The organism is Streptomyces sp. NPDC017529, assembly GCF_044329785.1.
GTDB lineage: Bacteria > Actinomycetota > Actinomycetes > Streptomycetales > Streptomycetaceae > Streptomyces.
On the sequence record NZ_JBIRJY010000025.1, the window covers coordinates 28,886 to 49,479 of the forward strand.

General features: G+C 72.4%; 18 protein-coding genes and 1 riboswitch. Of the genes, 7 read left to right on the forward strand and 11 right to left on the reverse strand.

The window, feature by feature from the left end; genetic code table 11:
• Nucleotides 1-21 precede the first annotated feature (21 nt).
• On the forward strand, nt 22-981 hold the full coding sequence (gene murQ, locus ACH4K4_RS34550) for an N-acetylmuramic acid 6-phosphate etherase (protein ID WP_398173075.1): 960 nt from the start codon (nt 22-24) through the stop codon (nt 979-981).
• 62 nt (nt 982-1,043) lie between these two features.
• Nucleotides 1,044-2,555 carry a PTS transporter subunit EIIC gene (locus tag ACH4K4_RS34555; RefSeq protein ID WP_398173077.1) on the forward strand — a complete coding sequence of 504 codons (1,512 nt, stop codon included), beginning with the start codon at nt 1,044-1,046 and terminating at the stop codon, nt 2,553-2,555.
• A gap of 45 nt (nt 2,556-2,600) precedes the next feature.
• Here ACH4K4_RS34555 and ACH4K4_RS34560 read toward each other — a convergent pair whose 3' ends face one another.
• From ACH4K4_RS34560 to thrC, 6 genes are all read right to left on the reverse strand, one after another.
• Complete coding sequence (locus ACH4K4_RS34560) at nt 2,601-3,092, reverse strand: Uma2 family endonuclease (protein WP_398173079.1); 492 nt, start codon at nt 3,090-3,092, stop codon at nt 2,601-2,603.
• 127 nt (nt 3,093-3,219) lie between these two features.
• On the reverse strand, nt 3,220-4,032 hold the full coding sequence (locus tag ACH4K4_RS34565; RefSeq protein WP_398173084.1) for an SDR family NAD(P)-dependent oxidoreductase: 813 nt from the start codon (nt 4,030-4,032) through the stop codon (nt 3,220-3,222).
• Nucleotides 4,033-4,185: 153 nt separating this feature from the next.
• Nucleotides 4,186-5,811, reverse strand: a complete 1,626-nt coding sequence (gene groL, locus ACH4K4_RS34570) for a chaperonin GroEL (RefSeq protein WP_030254570.1) — start codon at nt 5,809-5,811, stop codon at nt 4,186-4,188.
• A 374-nt stretch (nt 5,812-6,185) separates the two neighbouring features.
• On the reverse strand, nt 6,186-6,389 hold the full coding sequence (locus ACH4K4_RS34575; RefSeq protein WP_003986833.1) for a cold-shock protein: 204 nt from the start codon (nt 6,387-6,389) through the stop codon (nt 6,186-6,188).
• 433 nt (nt 6,390-6,822) lie between these two features.
• The gene (locus ACH4K4_RS34580) at nt 6,823-7,101 is read right to left on the reverse strand and encodes a MoaD/ThiS family protein (RefSeq protein ID WP_398173086.1); all 279 of its coding nucleotides are present in this window, start codon (nt 7,099-7,101) and stop codon (nt 6,823-6,825) included.
• Between the two features lie 117 nt (nt 7,102-7,218).
• The gene (thrC, locus tag ACH4K4_RS34585) at nt 7,219-8,508 is read right to left on the reverse strand and encodes a threonine synthase (protein ID WP_398173088.1); all 1,290 of its coding nucleotides are present in this window, start codon (nt 8,506-8,508) and stop codon (nt 7,219-7,221) included.
• A gap of 17 nt (nt 8,509-8,525) precedes the next feature.
• Nucleotides 8,526-8,683, reverse strand: a riboswitch (SAM riboswitch).
• Nucleotides 8,684-8,846: 163 nt separating this feature from the next.
• Between thrC and ACH4K4_RS34590 the strand changes: the two genes are divergently transcribed.
• Nucleotides 8,847-9,794 carry a glucosyl-3-phosphoglycerate synthase gene (locus ACH4K4_RS34590; RefSeq protein ID WP_398173090.1) on the forward strand — a complete coding sequence of 316 codons (948 nt, stop codon included), beginning with the start codon at nt 8,847-8,849 and terminating at the stop codon, nt 9,792-9,794.
• An 87-nt stretch (nt 9,795-9,881) separates the two neighbouring features.
• Entirely contained in the window at nt 9,882-11,336 is a 1,455-nt protein-coding gene (locus tag ACH4K4_RS34595; protein WP_398173092.1) for a trehalose-6-phosphate synthase, read from the forward strand.
• Between the two features lie 13 nt (nt 11,337-11,349).
• On the opposite strand, the gene otsB is transcribed toward ACH4K4_RS34595, so the two are convergent.
• The 3 genes from otsB to ACH4K4_RS34610 all read right to left on the reverse strand — a co-directional run bounded on the left by otsB (nt 11,350) and on the right by ACH4K4_RS34610 (nt 13,869).
• Entirely contained in the window at nt 11,350-12,207 is an 858-nt protein-coding gene (otsB, locus tag ACH4K4_RS34600) for a trehalose-phosphatase (RefSeq protein ID WP_398173094.1), read from the reverse strand.
• A gap of 89 nt (nt 12,208-12,296) precedes the next feature.
• Nucleotides 12,297-12,566, reverse strand: coding sequence for a DUF3263 domain-containing protein (locus tag ACH4K4_RS34605; protein ID WP_398173164.1), 270 nt, complete (start codon nt 12,564-12,566; stop codon nt 12,297-12,299).
• 79 nt (nt 12,567-12,645) lie between these two features.
• Nucleotides 12,646-13,869, reverse strand: coding sequence for an extracellular solute-binding protein (locus tag ACH4K4_RS34610; protein ID WP_398173096.1), 1,224 nt, complete (start codon nt 13,867-13,869; stop codon nt 12,646-12,648).
• Between the two features lie 308 nt (nt 13,870-14,177).
• Between ACH4K4_RS34610 and ACH4K4_RS34615 the strand changes: the two genes are divergently transcribed.
• The 3 genes from ACH4K4_RS34615 to ACH4K4_RS34625 all read left to right on the forward strand — a co-directional run bounded on the left by ACH4K4_RS34615 (nt 14,178) and on the right by ACH4K4_RS34625 (nt 17,531).
• The gene (locus ACH4K4_RS34615) at nt 14,178-15,110 is read left to right on the forward strand and encodes an ROK family protein (RefSeq protein WP_398173098.1); all 933 of its coding nucleotides are present in this window, start codon (nt 14,178-14,180) and stop codon (nt 15,108-15,110) included.
• Nucleotides 15,110-16,321: an N-acetylglucosamine-6-phosphate deacetylase gene (gene nagA / locus ACH4K4_RS34620; RefSeq protein ID WP_398173100.1), complete on the forward strand. Its 1,212-nt coding sequence runs from the start codon at nt 15,110-15,112 to the stop codon at nt 16,319-16,321. The genes ACH4K4_RS34615 and nagA overlap by 1 nt, the downstream gene beginning before the upstream one ends.
• Nucleotides 16,322-16,604: 283 nt before the next feature.
• Nucleotides 16,605-17,531, forward strand: a complete 927-nt coding sequence (locus tag ACH4K4_RS34625; RefSeq protein ID WP_398173102.1) for a 1-phosphofructokinase family hexose kinase — start codon at nt 16,605-16,607, stop codon at nt 17,529-17,531.
• 24 nt (nt 17,532-17,555) lie between these two features.
• Here the strand turns inward: ACH4K4_RS34625 and ACH4K4_RS34630 are convergent, their stop codons facing one another.
• Together ACH4K4_RS34630 and cdgB are read right to left on the reverse strand one after the other, a co-directional pair.
• Nucleotides 17,556-18,482 (reverse strand): carbohydrate-binding protein, encoded by a 927-nt coding sequence (locus ACH4K4_RS34630; protein WP_398173104.1) that lies wholly within the window; start codon nt 18,480-18,482, stop codon nt 17,556-17,558.
• 235 nt (nt 18,483-18,717) lie between these two features.
• Entirely contained in the window at nt 18,718-20,406 is a 1,689-nt protein-coding gene (cdgB, locus tag ACH4K4_RS34635) for a diguanylate cyclase CdgB (RefSeq protein ID WP_398173106.1), read from the reverse strand.
• Between the last annotated feature and the right edge of the window lie 188 nt (nt 20,407-20,594).

Genomic DNA, 20,594 nt, shown 5'->3' on the forward strand with positions numbered 1-20,594 from the left:
CCGGAAAGAGCCGCCGCCACCATGACTTCCCCCGCCGAGTACACCCAGCTGCGCGCCCAGCTGGACACGCTGACCACCGAGGCCTTCCGGCCCGAACTCGCGGAGATCGACCGCCTCTCCACCCTGGAGATCGCCCGCACGATGAACGGCGAGGACACCACCGTGCCCGCCGCCGTCGCCGCCCGGCTGCCCGAGATCGCCGCCGCCATCGACGCCACCGCCGAGCGGATGGCCCGCGGCGGCCGCCTGCTCTACGCGGGCGCCGGCACCGCCGGCCGCCTCGGCGTACTGGACGCGAGCGAGTGCCCGCCCACCTTCAACACCGACCCCTCACAGGTCGTCGGCCTGATCGCGGGCGGCCCCGCCGCCATGGCCGCCGCCGTCGAGGGCGCCGAGGACAGCGCGGAACTGGCCGCCGCCGACCTGGACGCGCTGGGCCTGACCGCCGACGACACGGTCGTCGGCATCTCCGCCTCCGGCCGCACCCCGTACGCCGTCGGCGCCGTCGAACACGCCCGTACGGCCTGCGGCGCGCTCACCGTCGGCCTGTCCTGCAACGCGGGCTCCGCGCTGGCCGCGGCCGCCGAGCACGGCATCGAGGTGGTCGTCGGCCCCGAACTCCTCACCGGATCCACCCGGTTGAAGGCGGGCACGGCACAGAAGCTGGTCCTCAACATGCTCTCGACCATCACCATGATCCGGCTGGGCAAGACCTACGGAAACCTGATGGTGGACGTACGCGCCTCCAACGAGAAGCTGCGGGCCCGCTCGCGCCGCATCGTGGCGCTGGCCACCGGCGCCCGGGACGCGGAGATCGAGGCCGCGCTGGCCGCCACGGACGGCGAGGTCAAGAACGCCATCCTCGTCGTCCTCACCGGCGTCGACGGGCCGACGGCGGCCCGGCTGCTGGCCGGCTCGCACGGCCACCTCAGGGCCGCCCTGCGCACCGCCCTGGACCCGGCCGCCCCTCAGGACGGCTGATCCGCCGGGCGTCCACGCGCCGCCTCCCCGTCCGTCCCGGCACGCACAGCAAGGCACCGCACATGTCCGATGACAAGAACCGCGCCACCGCCGCCGCGATCCTCCCGCTGGTCGGCGGCGCCGCCAACGTCACCTCCGTGGCCCACTGCATGACCCGGCTCCGCCTCGGCCTCAAGGACCGCTCCCTGGTCCGGGACGAGGCCCTGAAGGCACTGCCCGCCGTCCTGGGCGTCGTCGAGGACGACACGTACCAGATCGTGCTGGGTCCGGGCGTGGTCGCCCGCGTCACCCCGGAATTCACCGCACTGGCCGACGCCGAACGCGCCGCGCACCCCGCCCCGGAACCGGCACCCGCCACGCCTCCCCCGGGCGCCGCCGCTGCCCCCACCGCCGGAGAACTCGCCGACCGGGGCGCCGCCCTCAAGGCCCGGCAGAAGGCCAGGAACGCCACCCCGGTCAAGCTCTTCCTGCGCCGGATCGCCAACATCTTCGTCCCGCTGATCCCCGCCCTCATCGGCTGCGGCATCATCGCCGGGCTGAACGGCCTGCTGACCAACTTCGGCGTGCTCCCCGCGATCGTCCCGGCCCTGGCCGCCATCGCCGCCGGCTTCCTGTCCCTGATCGCGGTCTTCGTCGGCCACAACACCGCGAAGGAGTTCGGCGGCACCCCCATCCTGGGCGGCGCGGTCGCCGCGATCATCGTGTACGCGGGCGTCGCCCAGGTCACCGCCTTCGGACAGCACCTCTCGCCCGGCCAGGGCGGCGTCCTCGGGGCGCTGGGCGCGGCCCTGCTCGCCGTACGGATCGAGAAGTGGTGCCGCAGGCACGTCCCCGAAGCGCTCGACGTCCTCGTCACCCCCACCGTGACCGTGCTGGTCGCCGGCCTGGTCACGCTCTTCGGCCTGATGTTCCTGGCCGGCGAGGTCTCCACCGCCATCGGCAGCTGCGCGAACTGGCTGCTCGCCCACGGCGGCGCCGCGGCCGGCTTCCTGCTCGGCGGCCTCTTCCTGCCGCTCGTCATGCTGGGCCTGCACCAAGCCCTGATCCCCATCCACACCACGCTGATCGAGCAGCAGGGCTACACCGTCCTGCTGCCCGTCCTCGCCATGGCCGGCGCGGGCCAGGTGGGCGCCGCCCTCGCCGTCTACGCCCGCCTGCCGCGCAATCGCTCGATCCGTACGACCATCAAGTCCGCGCTGCCCGCCGGCTTCCTCGGCGTCGGCGAACCCCTCATCTACGGCGTCTCGCTCCCCCTGGGCCGCCCGTTCGTCACGGCCTGCGTGGGCGGCGCGTTCGGCGGCGGTTTCGTGGGCCTGTTCAACCAGCTCGGCACGGCGGCCGGCGCCACCGCCATCGGCCCGTCGGGCTGGGCCCTGTTCCCCCTCCTCAAGGGCAACCACCCCCTGGGCGCCACCCTCCTCGTCTACGCCCTGGGCCTCATCACCGGCTACGTGACCGGCTTCCTGGCGACGTACTTCTTCGGCTTCGCCAAGCCGGCCTTGCGGGACCTGAACACCGCCGACGCTTCCGCGCCGGCCCCCACCCGGCAAAAGCACCAGCCGACGACTGCCTGACGCGGTCCGGCCCCGACCCGGCACCCGCCGTTCCCGCGCTCCGTCTCAGCGCGGGAACGGCGCCGTGTGCAGCGTGCCGAAGAACGGCCCGGGCAGCTCCACCGCCTCACCGAACGGCGCCCGCTCGGCGTGCTTGTACGCACCGTTCTGCGGCTCCGTGAACAGCGACGTCGTCGGTCCGTGCTCGTCGAACCGGTCGACCAGCAGATACGCCGGGACCGGCGCGTGCGCGTACGCCCAGAGCTTCTTGGTCCGGTCGGTCTTCGCAGGGACGTACAATTTGTCCAACGGCGCCACGTGGACGCCGAGCGTCCGGTAGATCCCCAGGTCGTCGGGGAGCACCCGGTAGAGCAGGCGCTGCACCGCGTCGGCGATGCCGTTGTGGTGCGGGTGGGGCGGTGGTACCAGCACGATCTGCTCTTCGTCGATCTCGGCGCGCCAGCCCTCGGGCACGTCCGGCTCGCGCCACGTCTGAAGCAGGTAGTCCCACGGGCGACCGTGGGGTGCCCGGCCGGTCTCGGCCATCGCGGCGGTCATCGCGAGTCCCTTCCGCAGGGGCCTGAGGAGCCGAGCGTAGATCGACATTCGGGCGGCACCGGGCCGCTCGTCCCAGCGTCCCACGATCGCGTGAACCACACACCGAGCCGCCTCGGCACGACGGCCCTCACACAGCGCACCCGTGCAACCCGCCGTCCACGACCAGGTCCTGGCCGGTGACGTACGACGCCTCCTCGGAGGCGAGGAAGGCGACCGCGTCGGCGATGTCCTCGGGGCGGCCGAGGCGGCCCGCCGCCGTCTGGGACCGCAGGTCCGCCGCCTGTGCGTCGCCGATGTCCGACCCCGCGAGCATCGGCGTCTCCACGTAGCCGGGGCTGACCGAATTGACCCGGACGCGGCGCCCGGCGAGCGCGGCCGCCAGCGTCCGGGCGAGATTGTGCGCGGCGGCCTTGGTCGCGGAGTGCAGCGTCGCGTCGGCCCGCCCGCGTTGCAGGAGCGACGAGGCGTTGATGACGACGGAGCCGCCGTCCCGCAGCAGGGGCAGCGCCCGCTGGACGGTGAAGAAGACGCCCTTGAAGTTCACGCCGACCGCCCGGTCGAAGTCGTCCTCGGTGATCTCTTCGAAGGGGGCGGCGGCGTACACCCCGGCGTTGGCGAAGACGATGTCGAGGTGTCCGAAGCGGTCGCGTACGGCTCGCATGACGGCGTCGAGGTCGGCGACGGACGCGGTGTCGCCCCGTACGCCCAGCACCCGGTCCGCGCCGCCGCCCGCGGCCGCCGCCTCCGCCTGTTGCGCCAGCTCGGCCACGGCGGTGTCGAGGCGGCGCGCGTCGCGTCCGCAAACGACCACCCGCGCGCCGTCCGCGAGCAGCCGCCGCGCGGCCGCCAGGCCGACCCCGCTGGTGCCGCCGGTGACCAGGGCGACGGTGTCCGCGCCGAATCGAGCCGTACGGGCGTTCTGCCGGTTCCGTGTCGTCATGGGGCGAGCGTGCCCCGCCGGGCCGGGGACGACGCATGCCACGCGCGAACCCGGCGCCCGCGGCCGTCAGGACGGGGAAACGCCGCTGGGGCGGCACCCCCCTGGGAGGAGGAGTGCCGCCCCAGCGATCTGAGGACAGATGATCCGGGAGGATCAGAAGTCCATGTCACCGCCCGGCATGCCGCCCGGAGCGCCGCCCGCGGCGGCCTTCTCCGGCTTGTCGGCGATGACGGCCTCGGTGGTCAGGAACAGCGCGGCGATCGACGCGGCGTTCTGCAGCGCGGAGCGCGTGACCTTGGCGGGGTCGATGATGCCCTCGGCGATCATGTCGACGTACTCGCCGGTCGCTGCGTTCAGACCGTGGCCGACGGCCAGGTTGCGCACCTTCTCCACGACAACGCCGCCCTCAAGGCCGCCGTTGACGGAGATCTGCTTCAGCGGGGCCTCCAGGGCCAGCTTCACAGCGGCGGCACCGGTGGCCTCGTCGCCCTCCAGCTCCAGCTTCTCGAAGACCGAGGAGGCCTGCAGCAGGGCGACGCCACCGCCGGCGACGATGCCCTCCTCGACGGCCGCCTTCGCGTTGCGAACGGCGTCCTCGATGCGGTGCTTGCGCTCCTTGAGCTCGACCTCGGTGGCGGCACCGGCCTTGATGACGGCCACGCCGCCGGCCAGCTTCGCCAGACGCTCCTGGAGCTTCTCGCGGTCGTAGTCCGAGTCGCTGTTCTCGATCTCGGCGCGGATCTGGTTGACACGGCCCTGGACCTGCTCGCTGTCACCGGCACCGTCGACGATGGTGGTCTCGTCCTTGGTGATGACGACCTTGCGGGCGCGGCCCAGCAGGTCGAGACCGGCGTTCTCCAGCTTGAGGCCGACCTCCTCGGAGATGACCGTGCCGCCGGTGAGGATGGCGATGTCGCCGAGCATGGCCTTGCGGCGGTCGCCGAAGCCCGGGGCCTTGACGGCGACGGACTTGAAGGTGCCGCGGATCTTGTTGACGACCAGGGTCGACAGGGCCTCGCCCTCGACGTCCTCGGCGATGATCAGCAGCGGCTTGCCCGACTGCATGACCTTCTCCAGCAGCGGAAGGAGGTCCTTCACGTTGGAGATCTTCGAGTTGACGATGAGGATGTACGGGTCGTCGAGCGACGCCTCCATACGCTCCATGTCGGTGGCGAAGTACGCCGAGATGTAGCCCTTGTCGAAGCGCATACCCTCGGTGAGCTCCAGCTCCAGACCGAAGGTCTGGGACTCCTCGACGGTGATGACGCCTTCCTTGCCGACCTTGTCCATGGCCTCGGCGATCAGCTCGCCGATCTGGGTGTCGGCGGCGGAGATGGAGGCGGTCGAAGCGATCTGCTCCTTGGTCTCCACGTCCTTGGCCTGCTCCAGCAGGGCGGCGGAGACGGCCTCGACGGCACGCTCGATGCCGCGCTTGAGGGCCATCGGGTTGGCGCCGGCGGCCACGTTGCGCAGGCCCTCGCGGACCAGGGCCTGGGCCAGGACGGTCGCGGTCGTCGTGCCGTCACCGGCGACGTCGTCCGTCTTCTTCGCGACCTCCTTGACCAGCTCGGCGCCGATCTTCTCGTACGGGTCCTCGAGCTCGATCTCCTTGGCGATGGACACACCATCGTTGGTGATCGTGGGGGCGCCCCACTTCTTCTCGAGGACGACGTTGCGGCCCTTGGGGCCAAGGGTGACCTTGACGGCGTCGGCGAGCTGGTTCATCCCGCGCTCGAGACCGCGCCGTGCCTCCTCGTCGAACGCGATGATCTTGGCCATGTGAAGTGGTCCTCCCGGACTGGGGGTCCCCCCGGACTGCGTCTGGGGGAGGGTGGATACTCCGGACCGCGCTGGCGCCCGCGACGGACGGTCTGCGAGCCTGTGGTTCCTTGCCCCACCTGCCCGCGGACCTCACCGAGTCGGTCCTTAGCTGTCACTCTCACTCGTAGAGTGCTAACGCAATGATTAGCACTCGACCCAGGAGAGTGCAAGCGCGTTGGCGGGAGCCATCCCCATCGAGGCCGGGTGTCAAACCAGGCGCGGCCGGGTGACCTGCGGACCCTGGCGGGCACGCCCCCGACCCCACCCGAACACAGAAGGCCCGCGCCCCCTCAAGGGACGCGGACCTTCGTACGCAGCAGTCGGTCGGCGCTTCAGCCGGCCACGCGGACCATGTCCGCCTGCGGCCCTTTCTGGCCCTGCGAGATCTCGAACTCGACCCGCTGACCCTCCTCAAGGGTGCGGTAGCCGTCCATCTGGATCGCGCTGTAGTGGACGAAAACATCCGCACCACCGTCGACCGCGATGAAGCCGTACCCCTTCTCCGCGTTGAACCACTTGACGGTGCCCTGAGCCATGCCTAACTCCCCTATTACTGGCCCTTGCACAGGACCGCACTCCGCGGACCCGGGTCAGACCTCACCCCCCGACAGGAGGGGGTGTGCGCCGGAACGCGTCGACCGCCGCTGAATGTATCTGTCCAACTGCCCAGCGCAACAGGTCAATCGGACGAGAATTCCGGCTGCGAACAATCGCAAATATGAGGATAAGCGGGGATTCTCCCGGGCAAGTCGGGCCGGGCAAAGCTCACCAACGCGACAAATCATGTCCACACTTCGGGCACAACTTGCCGGGGTCTCCCTGGCGGCCGACGGCCGCAGAACGCGGGATCACCACAACTGTATCGCCTTTAACAACACGGAATCGCCCCGTCCACTTTTGTGCGGACGGAGCGATTCCAGCCGAACTACGCAGCGAACCCCAAAAAGATCCGTACGGCTTCTTGACAGTTCAGCAGCCGCCGGCCACCGCGGGAATGATCGAGACGCCCGCGCCGTCCGGCGTCGGCGTCGCCAGGCCCTGCTCGAACCGCACATCGTCGTCGTTGACGTAGACGTTCACGAAGCGGCGCAGCTTGCCGGTGTCGTCCAGGACGCGGGCCGCGATGCCGCTGTGGTTCTTCTCCAGGTCCGCGATGACCTCGGAGAGGGTCGTCCCTTCGGCGGCGACCTCGGCCCGCCCGCCGGTGTAGGTGCGCAGGATGGTCGGGATACGGACGTTGACGCTCATGGTGCTCTGCCTTCCGGCTCGGAGGATGCGAAGAGGCGGGTACGGGCGCACCGGCGCCCGGGCGCGCGTGCGGGAGCCCGCCTCGCGTGACGTTGTGTACCGGCGCGTACGGGGAGGTCAGCCGGCCAGACCGGCGGCGCGGAACGCGTCCAGGCTCGGCCGGATCGTGGCCGTGGGCCCGGTCGTCGGCGCGACGGCGTCCAGCGTCTTGAGCCCGTCGCCGGTGTTCAGCACGACGGTGGTCAGCGCCGGGTCGAGCAGGCCGTCCTCGATCAGCTTCTTCGTGACGCCCACGGTCACCCCGCCGGCGGTCTCGGCGAAGATGCCCTCCGTACGGGCCAGCAGCTTGATCGCGTCGACCACCTGCGCGTCGTTGACGTCCTCGACGGCGCCGCCGGTGCGGCGGGCGATGTCGAGCACGTACGGCCCGTCGGCCGGGTTGCCGATGGCCAGCGACTTGGCGATGGTGTCCGGCTTCTGCGGCCGTACGACGTCGTGGCCCGCCTTGAAGGCCGTGGAGACCGGCGAACAGCCCTCGGCCTGGGCGCCGAAGATCTTGTACGGCTTGTCCTCGACCAGGCCGAGCGCGATCAGCTCCTTCAGCCCCTTGTCGATCTTCGTGAGCTGGGAGCCGGAGGCGATCGGGACGACGATCTGGTCCGGCAGCCGCCAGCCGAGCTGCTCGCAGATCTCGTAGGCGAGGGTCTTGGAACCCTCGCCGTAGTACGGGCGCAGGTTCACGTTGACGAAGCCCCAGCCCTCGCCGAGCGGGTCGCCGATCAGCTCCGAGCAGAAGCGGTTGACGTCGTCGTAGTTGCCCTCGATGCCGACCAGCTCGCCGCCGTACACCGCGGCCATGACGACCTTGCCCGCCTCCAGGTCGTGCGGGATGAACACGCAGGAGCGGAAGCCGGCGCGGGCCGCCGCGGCGCCGACCGCGCCCGCGAGGTTGCCGGTGGAGGAGCAGGACAGCGTGGTGAAGCCGAAGGCGCGGGCGGCCTCGACGGCGATGGCGACGACCCGGTCCTTGAAGGAGTGCGTCGGGTTGCCGGAGTCGTCCTTGACGTACAGGCCGCCGGTGACGCCCAGCTCCCGGGCCAGGTTGTCGGCCTTGACCAGCTTGGTCAGGCCGGGGTTCAGGTTGGGCTTGTCCGCGACGTCGGCCGGCACGGGCAGCAGCGGCGCGTACCGCCAGATGCTGTTGGGGCCGGCCTCGATGCGCTTGCGCAGGCCCTCGGGGTCGCCCGTCGGCAGGTCGTACGCCACTTCCAGCGGCCCGAAGCAGACGGCGCACGCGAAGATCGGTCCGAGGCCGAAGCGCTCGCCGCACTCGCGGCAGGACAGCGCGACGGCCGGGCCCAGGGAAACGGTGGCGGAAGTGGTGCTCTCAACGGATTGCACAGCCATGGAGGCGAGGCCCTTTCTCCTCATCTTCCTCGTGGCGCATCTCGCCACGAGACGGAATTGGCACCTTCCCTAGCCGGGAGCCTCGCGGGCCGCGCGTGACGCGCGGCGACGGAGACCGGCTGGAGGGTTGCCGGGGCTTCAACGGGCCGTATCCCTCTGCCCCTCTGGATGAGCGGTATGGCGCTGGGCCGTGGCCCAGGCGTTTGTCGCGGCGACCCCGGCATGTCCGGGACGATCGCGTTGTTCAAGACTGTAGCTGAAGGCATGGGCGGTTGAGACAGCCGTCCGCACCGCGAGATGGATCACATCGCTGGTCCGGGAACTAAGGAGACGCGCAGGTGCTGCAAGAGGTGGAGCGCTGGCTGGCCAGCCGGTCCTGGTCGGCCGCGGACCGCCCGCTCGACCGGCTGCTGGCCGCCAAGCGCGAGACGGGGCAGACGGTCTCCGTCGTGCTGCCGGCGCTCGACGAGGAGGCGACGGTCGGCGCGATCGTCGAGGCGATCCGTGCCGGGCTGATGACGCCGTCGGTGCCGCTGGTCGACGAGCTGGTGGTGCTGGACTCCGGGTCCACGGACGGCACGGCCAAGGTTGCGGCCGAGGCCGGGGCGCGGGTCGTCCACCGGGACGAGGTGCTGCCGAGGCTGCCCGCGCTGCCCGGCAAGGGCGAGGTGCTGTGGCGTTCCCTGCTGGCCACCGGCGGCGACATCGTCTGCTTCGTCGACGCGGACCTGCGCGAGTTCGACGCCGGTTTCGTCTCCGGCATCGTCGGTCCGCTGCTGACCGACCCGGGCGTGCAGTTCGTCAAGGGCATGTACGACCGTCCGCTGGGCGAGGCGGCCGGGCAGGGCGGCCGGGTCACCGAGCTGGTCGCCCGGCCGCTGCTGAACCTGCACTGGCCGCAGCTCGCCGGGTTCGTGCAGCCGCTGGGCGGGGAGTACGCGGCCCGCCGGTCGCTGCTGGAGCGGCTGCCGTTCCCCGTGGGCTACGGCGTGGAGCTGGGCCTGCTGGTGGACGCGCTGCACACGGCCGGGCTGGACGCGCTGGCCCAGGTCGACGTCGGCGTACGCAAGCACCGCCACCAGAGCGGCCAGGCGCTCGGCAGGATGGCGGCGGCGATCTACCGCACCGCGCAGCTGCGGCTGGCCAGGGGCCACCTGGTGCGCCCGCGGCTGACCCAGTTCGAGCGCGGCGAGGCCGGTTTCGTGCCGCGCACCTGGGACGTGGACACCGAGGAGCGCCCGCCGATGGCGGAGATACCGGAGTACGCGGAGCGCCGCGCGGCCTGAGAGGAGCCTTGGGGCGCCACGGCATGCGCGGCGTTCCGCCCGGCCTTGGCACGTTTGAGCGGATCGGTGGCGGGCTAGTCTCGCAACATGGTCTCCGAGCGTTCTGGTGCCCAGGTTCTCGTCGCGTCCAACCGCGGCCCGGTCTCCTACTCCCTGGGGGAGGACGGCGCGCTGACCGCCAAACGGGGCGGCGGCGGGCTGGTCTCGGGCCTGTCCGCCATCGGGTCCGGCGCCGGCGCGGTGTGGGTGTGCGCCGCCCTGGGCGACGGCGACCGGAAGGCGGCCCGGCGCAGCGGCGGTCACCTGGACACCGCCGACACGGGCGGCCAGCACGTACGGATGCTGGACATTCCCGCCGACGTCTTCGGCGACGCCTACAACGGCATCGCGAACTCGGTGCTCTGGTTCGTCCACCACATGCTCTACCAAACGCCGCTGGAGCCCGCCTTCGACGACGGTTTCCGGGCCCAGTGGGCGGCGTACGAGAGCTACAACGCGGCCTTCGCCGACGCGCTCGCCGACGAGGCCGCGCCGGGCGCCGCCGTCCTCGTGCAGGACTACCACCTGACGCTGGTGCCGGGCCTGCTCCGCGCCCGCCGTCCCGACCTGCGCATCGGGCACTTCTCCCACACGCCGTGGGCGCCGGCCGACTACTTCCGGATGCTGCCGGACGACGTGGCCGAGGCGGTGCTGCGCGGAGTACTGGGCGGCGACCGGGCCGCGTTCCTGACCCGGCGCTGGGCCGAGGCGTTCGCGGACTGCTGTGCGGCGGTGCTGGGTGCCGAGGTCACGCGCGAGGGCGGGGAGCCGAGCGTCACGTACGAGGGCCGTACGACCCGGCTCGGGGTGCACGGCCTGGGCGCCGACGCGGAGTTCCTGCGGGAGCGGGCACACCGGCCCGACGTGGACGAGCGGCTGGCGGCGCTGCGCGAGCAGATCGGCCCGGACCGCAAGACGATCGTGCGGGTGGACCGTACCGAGCTGTCCAAGAACATCGTGCGCGGCCTGAAGGCGTACCGGGCGCTGCTGGCCGGGCGCCCCGAGTGGCGCGAGCGCGTCGTGCACGTCGCGTTCGCCTACCCCTCCCGGCAGGACCTGGCGGTCTACCGCGCGTACACCGACGAGGTCGGGCGGCTGGCCGAGGAGATCAACGCCGAGTTCGGTACGCCGGGCTGGCAGCCGGTCGTGCTGCACGTGAAGGACGACTTCGCGCGGTCGCTGGCCGCCTACAGGATCGCCGACGTGGCGCTGGTCAACCCGATCAGGGACGGGATGAACCTGGTCGCAAAGGAGATCCCGGTGATCTCGGAGACGGGCTGCGCGCTGGTGCTCTCCCGTGAGGCCGGCGCCTACGCGGAGCTGGGCGAGGACGCGGTCTGCGTCAATCCGTACGACGTCACGGGGACCGCACGCGCCCTGCACGAGGCGCTGTCCATGGAGGACGGCGAGCGGGCCGAGCGCACGAAGCGGCTGGCCGCTGCCGCCACCGCGCTGCCGCCGGACCGCTGGTTCCTCCAGCAGCTGCGGGCGCTGGAGCGGTAGCGGCGCCGGGCCCTCAGGCGGGCGGCGCCCCCAGCCGGTCCGCGAGGGCGTCGAGCAGCGCGACGACGCCGGGCGGCCCGTCGACGACGAGGTCCGCGCGGCCGGCCAGCTCGGCCACCTCCGCGCTGCCGCTGCACACCAGCACGCCGGCCAGGCCGTCCGAGCGCAGCTTGTCCACGGCGGAGTAGGCCGCGAGGTCGCCGAGGTCGTCGCCCCCGTACAGGACGGTGTTGGCGCCGGTCTCGCGTACGAAGTCGGCGAGCGCGACGCCCTTGTCCATGCCGGGCGGGCGCAGTTCGAGGACGTACCGGCCCGGTTCGACGATCAGGCCGTGCCGCTCGGCGAGCGCGTACAGGGGCCCGCGCAGCAGGTCGAAGGCGGCCTGCGGGTCCTGGGCGCGGCGGGTGTGGACGGCGATGGCGCGGCCCTTGTCCTCCACCCACGAGGCGTGCCAGGCGCCGAGTTTGTCCAGTACGCCGGGGAGTTCGGCCTGTACGGCGGCGACGCCGGGGGGCGGCGCGGGGGCCCGCACGGTGCCGGTGGCCGCGTCCCAGCGCTCGGCGCCGTAGCCGCCCAGGACGACGAGCCGGTCCAGCCCTGCCGCGCCCGCGAAGCCGCCGAGGCGGACCGCGACGCCGGCCGGGCGGCCGGTGACGACCACCAGCGCGCCGAGCAGCGGTGCCAGGCGGGCGAGCGCCGCCATGGCGCCGGGGTGGGCGCGGGCCTTTTCGGGGTCGGGCACGATGTCGGCGAGCGTGCCGTCGTAGTCGAGGGCGATCACGGCTCGGTCCGGCCGGTCCAGCAGCGCGGCGAGACCGTCGCGGCCGGCTTCGGTGGTCGGCTTCGGCAAGGAGTTCGGGGGGCTGCCCATGGCGACGAGATTACCGGTCGGGCGCGGGCGCGTGCCGGGCGTACGGGGTCATCGGCGGCCCGCGCCGTCGCCGCCGTCCGGGGGCCCGGTCAGCGGCGGTCGCGCCGGGCCTCGCGGACGCGGCGCAGCCGGTTGACCGTGACCGGGTCGTGGGCGAGCGCCCGCGGGTCGTCCAGCAGCGCGTTCAGCAGTTGGTAGTAGCGGGTCGGCGAGATGCCGAGCCGCTCCCGGATGACCCGCTCCTTGGCGCCGGGCCGGGGCCAGGAGCGGCGCTCGACACCGAGCACCGCCTCGTCCTGCGCGGACAGTGCCCCCATGCCACCGCCCCCGGTGGCGCCGTCGGTGCCGTCACTCGTCATCACCCGTCCACGATAAGGCCGCGGTACGACAATCCTCCGCCGCTCCCGCCGGGCGTGCGGCGGCTGAGAGCCCGTGTCGTCACTTGGCGGTGTTGTCCGCCTCGTTCGCGGTGTTCTGCATGTCGCTGAGCACGCCGGCCGGGTTGCCGTTCGCGCCCACCGCGGTGCCCATCTTCGCCTTGACGGTCTTGCTGACCAGCGGCCAGGAGGTCTTGTTCGCGGGGTAGAACTCGGCGTTGTCCAGCTGGCGCAGGAAGCTGTGCAGCTTGGCGTACTTGTTGTCGGCGAGCATCGCCTGCGAGCCGGAGGTGGTGACGGGCAGCAGGCCGTAGCCGCCGGAGAAGTCCATGACGTTCTTCTCGTTGTAGACGAAGTCCAGGAACTTGCCGACCTGGCTGCGGTGGCCGCCCTGCTTGAACGCCGTCATCCAGTCGGCGACGCCCATGGTCGCCTTGGCCTTGCCGGAGACGCCCGGCAGGTCGACGGTGCCGTAGTCGATGCCCTTGGCCTCGGCCTGCTTCATCAGGGTGGGGTGGCCGTTGAGCATGCCGACCTCGCCGGCCGCGAAGGCGTTGAAGGCGTCCTGGCGGTTGAGCTTGGCCGGGTCGGTGCCGGTCAGGCCCGGGGCGACCAGGTCCTTCTTCAGCCACTCGAAGGTCTTGACGTTCTCCGGCGAGTCGATCGTGTACTTGCCGATGCTGTCGGTGTAGCTGCCGCCGCCGCTGAGCATCCACATCAGCGTCTCGGCCTGCGTCTCCTCCGGGCCGAAGGGCAGCGCGTACGGCATCTTGACGCCCTTGGCCTTGAGCTTGGCCGCGTCCGCCGCGATCTCCGACCAGTTCTGCGGCGGGTCGGTGATGCCGGCCTCGGCGAAGAGCTTCTTGTTGTAGAAGAGGCGGCGGGTGCTGGCGCCGAAGGGCATGCCGTACTGGCGGCGCTGGTACTCCCCGGCCTGGGCGAGGGCGGGCACGAAGTCGGCCTGCACGGGGATGCTGAGCAGCTGGTCGGCTCCGTAGAGCTTGCCTTCGGCGGCGTAGTCCGCGTACGCGCCGATCTGTGCCATGTCCGGTGCCTTACCGGCCTTGACCAGGTCCTCGACCTTCTTGTCGACGTCCTTCCAGCTGTAGACCGAGACGTCGACCTTGATGCCGGGGTTCTGCTTCTCGAAGTCCTTGACGAGCTTGTCCCAGTAGTGCTGGGAGGAGTTCGCCTCGTTGTCGCCGTAGTCCGCCGCGATGAGCTTGAGCGTGACGTCGCCGCCGTCGCCCGTGCCGCTGCCGCAGGCGGACAAAGAGAGCGTCATGGCCGTGGTGAGTCCCGCTGCCGCCAGGCTCAAGTACCGCCGCTGCACTGCCATTACCGCCTTTTGTCCCGAATGTTCCGTGCTTGCCGGGGAATGCCCCGTGGCTTCAGGGGTCCGCCCTCAACCGGCATGAACGACGAGTCTCCCCCGTTTACCCACACAAGGTCTACACCACCCCTCATATCGCTTGCGTATCGCCTGTCACACACGCAGGTCACGACGGTGCAACGGCGGCCGGTCGAAGCGGAACCACGCCATCCCCGCGAGTGGACTAGACCTTTCACGGCGACTCGCGCGAAACTGTTCCCGTGAGACACGTCATCGCCCTCGATGTGGGCGGCACCGGAATGAAGGCCGCCCTGGCAGGCGCGGACGGCACGCTGCTGTACGAGGCACGGCGCCCCACCGGCCGCGAGCGCGGCCCCGAAGCCGTCGTCGCCTCGATCCTGGACTTCGCCGAAGAACTGCGCGACACCGGGCTGCGGCGGTTCGGCGGCCCGGCGGCCGCGGCCGGCGTCGCCGTACCCGGCATCGTCGACGACACCCAGGGCATCGCCGTCTACGCCGCCAACCTGGGCTGGCACGACATCCCCCTGCGCGACCTGCTGTCCGAACGCCTGGGCGGCGTCCCCGTCGCACTCGGCCACGACGTACGCACCGGCGGCCTGGCCGAGGGCCGCATCGGCGCGGGCCGCGGCGCCGACCGCTTCCTGTTCGTGCCGCTCGGCACCGGCATCGCGGGCGCGATCGGCATCGAAGGCCGCATCGAGGCGGGCGCGCACGGCAGCGCGGGCGAGATCGGCCACATCGTCGTACGGCCCGGCGGGCCCGCGTGCGGCTGCGGGCAGCGCGGCTGCCTGGAGACGCTGGCCTCGGCCGCCGCCGTGGGCCGCGCGTGGGCCGAGGTCTGCGACGACCCGCAGGCCACCGCGGCGGACGCCGCCAAGGCCGTCGAGTCCGGCGACGTACGGGCCCGGGCCGTGTGGCAGGACGCGGTGGCCGCGCTCGCCGACGGCCTGGTCACCTCGCTCACCCTGCTCGACCCGCACACGCTGATCATCGGCGGCGGGCTCGCCGAGGCGGGCGACACGCTGTTCGAGCCGCTGCGGGAGGCGGTCCGCGCGCGGGTGACCTTCCAGCGGCTCCCCCTCATCGTTCCGGCGGCGCTCGGGGACGCCGCCGGCTGCCTGGGCGCAGGTCTGCTCGCCTGGGATCTTCTCTCCACGGAGGTAACTGCCTGATGCCGCTGCAACAGTCCGGGGACAGCGCCCCGAGCCCCCGACGGACCGTCCTGACCGGCGCCCGCGTCGCCCTGCCGTCCGGCGTGGCCGACGAGGGCGTGGTGGCCTTCGAGGGCACGCGGATCACCGGCGCCGCGCGGTCCGCCGGGGCGGCCGCCCCGGCCCCCGGCGACCGGGTGATCGACCTGGCCGGCCACCTCGTCGTCCCCGGTTTCGTCGACATGCACGTGCACGGCGGTGGCGGCGGCTCCTTCTCGTCCGCCGACGCCGAGGAGTGCCTGACGGCGGTCCGCACCCACCGGCAGCGCGGCACCACCTCCCTGCTCGCCTCGACCGTCACCGGCGACCTGGACGACCTGGCCCGGCAGGCCGCCGTCCTGTCCGAACTGGTCGAACAGGGCGACCTGGACGGCATCCACTTCGAGGGCCCGTTCATCTCCCCGCACCGCTGCGGCGCCCACCAGCCCGGCCTGCTGCGCGACCCCGACCCGGCGGACGTGCGCAAGCTGGTCGACGCCGCGCGCGGCACCGCGAAGATGCTGACCCTGGCGCCCGAGCTGCCCGGCGGCCTGGAGTCCGTACGGCTGCTCGCGGACACCGGCGTGATCGCCGCCATCGGCCACACCGACTCCTCGTACGACGCGACCCGCGAGGCCATCGACGCGGGCGCGACCGTCGCCACCCACCTGTTCAACGCGATGCCGCCGCTGGGGCACCGCGCGCCGGGGCCGATCGCCGCGCTCCTGGAGGACGAGCGGATCACCGTCGAGCTGATCAACGACGGTACGCACCTGCACCCCGCCGTCCTGGAGCTGGCCTTCCGGGACGCGGGCGCGGACCGGGTCGCCTTCATCACGGACGCGATGGGCGCGGCCGGCATGGACGACGGCATGTACCCGCTCGGCCCGATGACCGTCGAGGTCAAGGACGGCGTCGCCCGCATCAGCGACGGGCCGACCGCCGGCTCCATCGCGGGCTCCACGCTCACCCTCGACCGCGCCTTCAAGCGCGCGCTCACCATCGACGGGCTGACCGTCGCCCAGGCCGTACGGGCCCTGTCCGCAAACCCGGCCCGGCTGCTCGGCATCGACGGCCGCACCGGCTCGATCGCGGCGGGCAAGGACGCGGACCTGGTCATTCTGGACGCGTCGTACGACCTGGTGGGCGTGGTACGGCGGGGCGCTTGGGTGGTGCGGCCGCAGGGAGTGTGAGGAGGGCCTGCGGGTACCCGCCCGACGCGCCCACAGGGCGGGCGGCAGGGGACTTGCGGGACGGGTGAGCAGGCCGCGCCCCGCGTGGCACATGGCCGGTTCGGCGCCGCCGGACCGGTACCGACCGTGCGGCGGTCGGCCCAAGGGCTGGGCCAACCGCCGTCGGCGATGGCATGATCGCTGCGCACTCGCGCACCCGCGCACCTGTCCGTCCCGCACGGGTCCACCGGCCGCAGGCCCGGTGGACCGCCGTCCGCCCACGTACGTTCCGGGGAGGGGGAACATGATCCTCACGGTCACGCTGAACGCCGCCCTCGACATCACCTACCGCGTACCCCGGCTCCAGCCGCACACCACCCACCGCGTCACCGAGGTCTCCGAACGCCCCGGCGGCAAGGGGATCAACGTCGCCAGGGTGCTCACCGCACTCGGCCACGAGACGGTCGCCACCGGCTTCGCGGGCGGCGGCACCGGCGACGCGCTGCGCGCGCTGCTCGCGCAGGAGACCGAGGTGACGGACGCGCTGGTCCCGGTCGGCGGCGCGACCCGGCGCACCGTGGCCGTCGTGGACGCGTCCACCGGCGACACCACGCAGCTCAACGAGCCGGGCCCGATCGTGACGCCCGCCGAATGGGACGCGTTCACGGCCACCTACCGCGAACTGCTGTCCGGCGCGCGGGCGGTGGCCCTGTGCGGCAGCCTCCCGCCGGGCGTCCCCGTCGACGTCTACGCGCGGCTGACCCGCGCCGCCCACACGGCGGGCGTACCCGTACTCCTGGACACCAGCGGCGAACCGCTGCGCCGCGGCCTCGCCGCCCGCCCCGACCTCGCCAAGCCCAACGCGGACGAACTGGCCGCCCTCACCGGCTCCACCGAACCCCTGCGCGCGGCCCGCGACGCCCGGCGCCGCGGCGCCCACACGGTCGCCGCCTCGCTGGGCGCCGAGGGCATGCTCGTGGTCACCGCGGACGGCGCCTGGCAGGCCGCCCCGCCCGAGCGCATCGCCGGCAACCCGACCGGCGCCGGCGACTCCGCGGTGGCCGGGCTGCTCTCCGGCCTCGTCGAAGGCCTCCCCTGGCCGGCCCGCCTGGCCCGCGCGGTGGCCCTGTCGGCCGCCACGGTACGGGCCCCGGCGGCTGGCGAGTTCGACCGCCCGACCTACGAGGGGCTGCTGGGCCAGGTCACGGTCGCAGAGCATCCGGCGGGCTGAGGACCCGACCGGCGGTGTCCCCGGTCACCGCTTGACGTGCCCCGCCTTGAGGAAGACACGGTCGAGGTTGACCTCGCACTGGTCGCCCTGCTCGCAGGAGATCTTGATCGTGTTGGTGCCCTTGTTGAGGGTGATCCAGCGGAACGTGGTCGTCCAGCCCTTGTCCCACGCGCCCTCGGAGGCATGGGCGAAGTTCGACATGTTGATCTTGTCGCTCTTGCCCCCGTTCACCCCGAGCGTCGTCTTCGCGTCCTTGCCCGGCACGCCGTAGTCGATGAGCAGCGTGTAGTCACCGCTCTTGGGGACGTCGACCGACCAGGTGGCGGAGGCGCCGACCTTGTTCAGCGACACATACGCGCCGTCCGCGGCCTTGGCGCCCGGCACCGACTTGTCCGTGCTCGCCTCCGGGCTGAGCGAGAGCGACGCCGCGGCCTCCTTGGGCAGCGGGCCCTGCGACGGCTTGCCGGACGGCTTCTCGCTGGGCTTGACGGACTCGCCGGCCGTCGGGGTCGGGTCGGCGCCCGCCTCGTCCTTCTTGTCGCCGTTCTTGTTGGTGAGCATCGCCACGCCGATACCGATGCAGACCACCGCGACGACCGCGACCGCGCCGATCAGCAGGCCCTTGTGGTTGCGGCGGGGCGCACCGCCGTGGCCGTGGCCGGGGGGCGGGCCCTGCCGCGCGTTGTCGCCGCCCGGGAGCGTCTCGGGGGCCGCGTAGTGCGCGTTCTGCTGCCCGTACGGCTGCTGGGCGGGGACCTGCCGCTGTCCGTACTGCCGCTCGCCGACCGCGCGCACCTGGTTGTACGAGGCCCGCGGTACACCCGGCCGACGCGCCGCCGAGCCGTTGCCCGCCGCGCCCTGGGCGCCGTTCTCGCCGCCTTCGGAGCGGTAGAGGTGGGCGAACGGGTCGTCGTCCTCGGGCGTGCCCGCGCCGTTGTTGCCGGCCGTCATTCCGTGTCACTCCCAGCGGTCTGTACGAGTTGGCTGTGCTGATCCTCGGCCCCCAGGCGGCGCCGCGCCGCATCGGCGCAGCCTACCCCGTTCGAGGGATGCCACGCCGTCGCGGAACGGCCACAGGATCGCTACGGATGCGCGCTCCGGAGGCACGGCGCGGGCGTGGTGCGGACGCCGCGACAATACGGTCCGGCGCGCGGCACGGCGCGTCGAAGCACGTCGGCGCGCCCGGTCAGCCCGCGCGCCGGTTCGCCTTCGAACGGGACCGCTTCTCGACGTACATCCGCTGGTCGGCGGATTGCAGGACTTCCTCGGCCGACATCCCGCAGGCCGCCCAGCCGATGCCGAAACTGGCGCCGACCCGCACCGCCCGGCCGTCCACCCGGATCGGTGGGATGATGCCGTTGCGCAGCCGGACCGCGAGGTCCTGCGCGTCGGCCTTGCCGAGGCCGTCCGCGAGCACCACGAACTCGTCACCCCCGAGCCGGGCGACCGTGTCGCCGTCCCGGACGCCGCCCGTCAGCCTGCGGGCCACCTCGATGAGCACCGCGTCACCCGTGTGGTGCCCGAAGCGGTCGTTGATGGACTTGAAGCCGTCCAGGTCGCAGAAGAGGACCGCGAGGCCCTTGGCCCCGTCGTCCTCCGGCCCGTCCGACGGCGCGATCACGTGCACGTGATGGTCGTACGGGCCCGCCGGCACCCGCTCCGGGCCGTCGGCGGTGTCGTACGCGTCGAAGACCTCCGGGCCGTCGGACCGGAAGCCGTGCGCCTCCTGGAAGGCCGCGACCGAGGCGGCGGACGCGGCGGAGGCGTAGGCGTCCGCCTCCGACCCCGGCGGCCGCGAGCACAGCCGGGCGCCGAGCCGGGCGCGCAGCTCGGCGGCGTTGGGCAGGCCGGTCAGCTGGTCGTGGCTGGCGCGGTGCGCGAGCTGCAGCTCGTGGCGCTTGCGCTCCTCGATGTCCTCGACGTGGGTGAGCAGGAAGCGCGGGCCGTCGGCGGTGTCGGCGACGACGGAGTTGCGCAGCGAGACCCACACGTACGTGCCGTCGCGGCGGGCCAGGCGCAGCTCGGCGCGCCCGCCCTCGGCGGACGTGCGCAGCAGGGTGCCGATGTCCTCGGGGTGGACGAGGTCGGAGAAGGAGTAGCGGCGCATGGCGGACGCCGGGCGCCCCAGCAACCGGCACAGCGCGTCATTCGTACGGTGCAACCGTCCGTGCTGGTCACCACCCATTTCGGCGATGGCCATACCGCTCGGCGCGTAGTCGAACGCCTGCCGGAAGCTCTCCTCGCTGGCCCGCAGCGCCTGCTGCTCGCGCTCCAGGCGCACCAGCGCGCGCTGCATGTTGGCGCGCAGCCGGGCGTTGCCGATCGCGATGGCGGACTGGAACGCGTACATCTGGAGGGCTTCCTGCCCCCACGCCCCGGGGCGGCGGCCGTTGCGCGGCTTGTCTACGGAGATCACGCCGAGCAGTTCGCCGCTGCCGTTCGCGGCCGCGTACATGGGCGCGAAGAGACGGTCCATCGGGTGCCACTCGTCGGGGAAGCGCGGTTCGGGCCCGGCGGCGTGCCACTGCGGCACATCGTCGTCGTCCAGCACCCAGCCCTCGGTGTGCGGGATGAAGCACAGGCCGCCCCAGCGCTCGCCCATGCTCAACCGGCGGTCCCAGGAGGCGCGCGAGCCGACCCGGCCCGCCATCAGGGCCTCGGCACCGGCGCTGCCGGCGACCGCGGCGACGACGAGGTCACCGTCCGGCCGTACGAGGTTGACCGCGGCCAGCTCGTACCCGAGCCCGGTGATCACTCCGTCGGCGACGGTCTGCAGGGTGTCCGCAAGGCTGCGTGCGGTGTTCAGCTCGGCGACCACTTGGTGCAGCTGCCGCAGGGTCGCAAGACGGACGTATGGCTCCGACTCGGTCTCCATCGCTCGCTCTCCCCGAGACCTCGACAGCAACTCCAGGATTCTGTGTCGTCCGATTGCCACGGCCACTGAATCACAGTGAGCTGTTCACTCGGTACACAGGGTCAACAATTACTGCCTGCTGTGACTCAAGTCACAGAGCGTGGCGGCCACTTGGTGATCTTTACGGGAGGGCCGCTGGAGGCACTTCT

Bases quoted from the DNA above. Each gene is read 5' to 3' on its own strand.
- ACH4K4_RS34565 (WP_398173084.1), bottom strand. From the start codon at position 4,032: ATGACGACACGGAACCGGCAGAACGCCCGTACGGCTCGATTCGGCGCG.
- ACH4K4_RS34605 (WP_398173164.1), bottom strand. From the start codon at position 12,566: ATGACGAGTGACGGCACCGACGGCGCCACCGGGGGCGGTGGCATGGGG.
- ACH4K4_RS34625 (WP_398173102.1), top strand. From the start codon at position 16,605: ATGATCCTCACGGTCACGCTGAACGCCGCCCTCGACATCACCTACCGC.
- ACH4K4_RS34610 (WP_398173096.1), bottom strand. From the start codon at position 13,869: ATGACGCTCTCTTTGTCCGCCTGCGGCAGCGGCACGGGCGACGGCGGC.
- ACH4K4_RS34560 (WP_398173079.1), bottom strand. From the start codon at position 3,092: ATGACCGCCGCGATGGCCGAGACCGGCCGGGCACCCCACGGTCGCCCG.
- ACH4K4_RS34555 (WP_398173077.1), top strand. From the start codon at position 1,044: ATGTCCGATGACAAGAACCGCGCCACCGCCGCCGCGATCCTCCCGCTG.
- otsB (WP_398173094.1), bottom strand. From the start codon at position 12,207: ATGGGCAGCCCCCCGAACTCCTTGCCGAAGCCGACCACCGAAGCCGGC.
- groL (WP_030254570.1), bottom strand. From the start codon at position 5,811: ATGGCCAAGATCATCGCGTTCGACGAGGAGGCACGGCGCGGTCTCGAG.
- ACH4K4_RS34575 (WP_003986833.1), bottom strand. From the start codon at position 6,389: ATGGCTCAGGGCACCGTCAAGTGGTTCAACGCGGAGAAGGGGTACGGC.
- cdgB (WP_398173106.1), bottom strand. From the start codon at position 20,406: ATGGAGACCGAGTCGGAGCCATACGTCCGTCTTGCGACCCTGCGGCAG.
- nagA (WP_398173100.1), top strand. From the start codon at position 15,110: ATGCCGCTGCAACAGTCCGGGGACAGCGCCCCGAGCCCCCGACGGACC.
- ACH4K4_RS34630 (WP_398173104.1), bottom strand. From the start codon at position 18,482: ATGACGGCCGGCAACAACGGCGCGGGCACGCCCGAGGACGACGACCCG.
- ACH4K4_RS34595 (WP_398173092.1), top strand. From the start codon at position 9,882: ATGGTCTCCGAGCGTTCTGGTGCCCAGGTTCTCGTCGCGTCCAACCGC.
- ACH4K4_RS34580 (WP_398173086.1), bottom strand. From the start codon at position 7,101: ATGAGCGTCAACGTCCGTATCCCGACCATCCTGCGCACCTACACCGGC.
- thrC (WP_398173088.1), bottom strand. From the start codon at position 8,508: ATGGCTGTGCAATCCGTTGAGAGCACCACTTCCGCCACCGTTTCCCTG.
- murQ (WP_398173075.1), top strand. From the start codon at position 22: ATGACTTCCCCCGCCGAGTACACCCAGCTGCGCGCCCAGCTGGACACG.